A 2,008-nucleotide genomic window follows, 5' to 3' on the forward strand; every position below is an offset into this window, starting at 1 on the left:
GACGGCGCGGCCGACGCCGAGGGCATCGAGTTCCCCGGGCACGAGCCGCCCGACTATTGGGATTTCCTGTATTTTTCAGTGGTTATCGGGGTGGCCTGCGCGACGGCGGACGCCAATATCACGTCAAAAGGCCTGCGCCGGCTCGGGACCGTCCACTGCCTGGTGGCCTTCGCCTTCAACACGATCATCGTGGCCCTCACCATCAACCTGACGGCGGGGTTGTTCTAGACGTTGCAACCTCCCCCGCCGCGAGGGTAGGGGAGGCGCTGAGAGAGCTTAGTCGTTGACCCGAAGATTGGTCGCGGAGGTCTTGCCGCTGCGACGGTCCGCTTCGAGGTCATAGGCGACATGCTGGCCTTCGTTCAGGCCGCGCAGGCCGGCCTGCTCGACCGCCGAGATGTGCACGAACACGTCCTGGCCGCCGTCTTCAGGCTGGATGAAGCCGAAACCCTTGGTCGGGTTGAACCACTTCACCGTGCCAGCGCCGGCCCCGGCCGGATCGCCCGCCGGACGTCCGCCACCGCCGCCACCGCCACCGCCACCGCCACCGCCACCGCCGAAGCCGCCGCCGCGCGGGCGGTCAAAGCCGCCGCCGCCGCCGCCGCCGCGCGGACGGTCAAAGCCGCCGCCGCCGCCGCCGCCGCTGCGCGGAGGGGCCGCGCCCTGGCCGGTGACGACCAGCTGGCCTGCCGAAAGCTTGCCGGACCGTCGGTCCTGCTCGAGTTCGAAATTGACCAGATCGCCTTCATTCAGACCGCGAAGGCCTGCCTGCTCGACCGCAGAAATATGGACGAAGACGTCACTTCCGCCGTCGTCCGGTTGGATGAAACCAAAGCCTTTAGCGGTATTGAACCACTTGACCGTGCCGCTCGCCATTCGCCTGACCTAACCGAGATAGAGTGCCTTATCCGCCCCGTTTTTTGGGACGCCCGGCCCCCCAGTTTGGCAGACCGTAAAATGCTATGTAGCGGGCGAAATGCCGGTAGGCCAGCCGCCCCGTGACAGAAGCGCGCAATCGGCCTATTGGAGCGCCCCTCCAATTCCTCTCCCAGACGGCGGAACGACGCCCCGTGAACAGCCTCTGTATCTATTGTGGTTCGGCGCCCGGCAATGATCCGGCCTTCCAAGCCGAAGCCGTCACGGCCGGGACCCTGATCGCGCGCGCGGGCCTGACGCTGGTCTACGGCGGCGGCAAGGTCGGGCTGATGGGCGCGGTCGCCGACGCGGCCCTGGCGGCCGGCGGCAAGGTGATCGGCGTGATGCCCGCCGACCTGGTGAACCAGGAGATCGGCCACACGGGCCTGACCGAACTGCGCGTCGTCAACTCCATGCACGAACGCAAATGGGCCATGGCGGAGCTCGCCGACGGCTTCCTCTGCCTGCCCGGCGGCCCGGGCACCTTCGAGGAGATTTTCGAACAGTGGACCTGGGCGCTGCTGGGCTTCCACGCCAAGCCCTGCGGCTTCGTCAACGTCAGCGGCTACTACGATCCCTTGCGGGCCACCGTGCAGCAGATGGCTGACAAGGGCTTCCTGGCGCAGCAGTACGTCGACATGCTGGTCTACGCCGATACCACGGCCGAGGCGCTGGAAGCCTTCCGCGCCTACGTACCACCACCGCCCAAGTGGGGCGTGGCTCCGGTGGAGCAGCGCTACTAGGCGCCTAATTTTCCAGCGGAAAATCCGAAAAACTCCCCCCTGAGGGGAAGCCGCTAGGGCAAGTTGCGGATTCGGGTCCTATGGATTTCTTATGATGTAAAATCCTGCAGGGGGCTGATCTTGAAGAAATTGCTTATCGCCGCGGTCGCGACCGCCGCCATCGCCACGTCCGCCCACGCGGGCATCACGGTCGACGGCGTTCTCGACGCCGATTACGGAGCGCCGACCGCCCATGTGGGCTTCGATTCCGGCGCCGACGTCGGGAACTTCGGAACGCCGAGCAACGTCAGCAACAATGTCGCCTACGACATCTACCTGCGCGACGAAGGCGGCGTGCTCTACGGCTTCCT

Annotated in this window: 4 protein-coding genes and 1 pseudogene; 3 read left to right on the plus strand and 2 right to left on the minus strand. The window is 66.2% G+C overall.

Annotated features, from left to right (window positions below; translation table 11 throughout):
- The coding region (locus E8A12_RS20840; protein WP_293372447.1) for a DUF1345 domain-containing protein at window positions 1-228 on the plus strand (228 nt) is incomplete at its 5' end.
- Between the two features lie 48 nt (window positions 229-276).
- Here the strand turns inward: E8A12_RS20840 and E8A12_RS20845 are convergent.
- Together E8A12_RS20845 and E8A12_RS20850 are read right to left on the minus strand one after the other, a co-directional pair.
- Window positions 277-474, minus strand: a complete 198-nt coding sequence (locus tag E8A12_RS20845) for a cold-shock protein (RefSeq protein WP_293372453.1) — start codon at window positions 472-474, stop codon at window positions 277-279.
- Between the two features lie 210 nt (window positions 475-684).
- A pseudogene (locus E8A12_RS20850) lies at window positions 685-876 on the minus strand (cold-shock protein); the annotation flags it as partial.
- A gap of 194 nt (window positions 877-1,070) precedes the next feature.
- On the opposite strand from E8A12_RS20850, the gene E8A12_RS20855 reads away from it, so the two are divergent.
- Together E8A12_RS20855 and E8A12_RS20860 are read left to right on the plus strand one after the other, a co-directional pair.
- Window positions 1,071-1,658 (plus strand): TIGR00730 family Rossman fold protein, encoded by a 588-nt coding sequence (locus E8A12_RS20855; protein ID WP_293372449.1) that lies wholly within the window; start codon window positions 1,071-1,073, stop codon window positions 1,656-1,658.
- A gap of 120 nt (window positions 1,659-1,778) precedes the next feature.
- On the plus strand, window positions 1,779-2,008 hold a 230-nt coding region (locus E8A12_RS20860; RefSeq protein WP_293372451.1), incomplete at its 3' end, for a hypothetical protein.

This window comes from Phenylobacterium sp., from assembly GCF_004799395.1.
Lineage (GTDB): Bacteria > Pseudomonadota > Alphaproteobacteria > Caulobacterales > Caulobacteraceae > Phenylobacterium.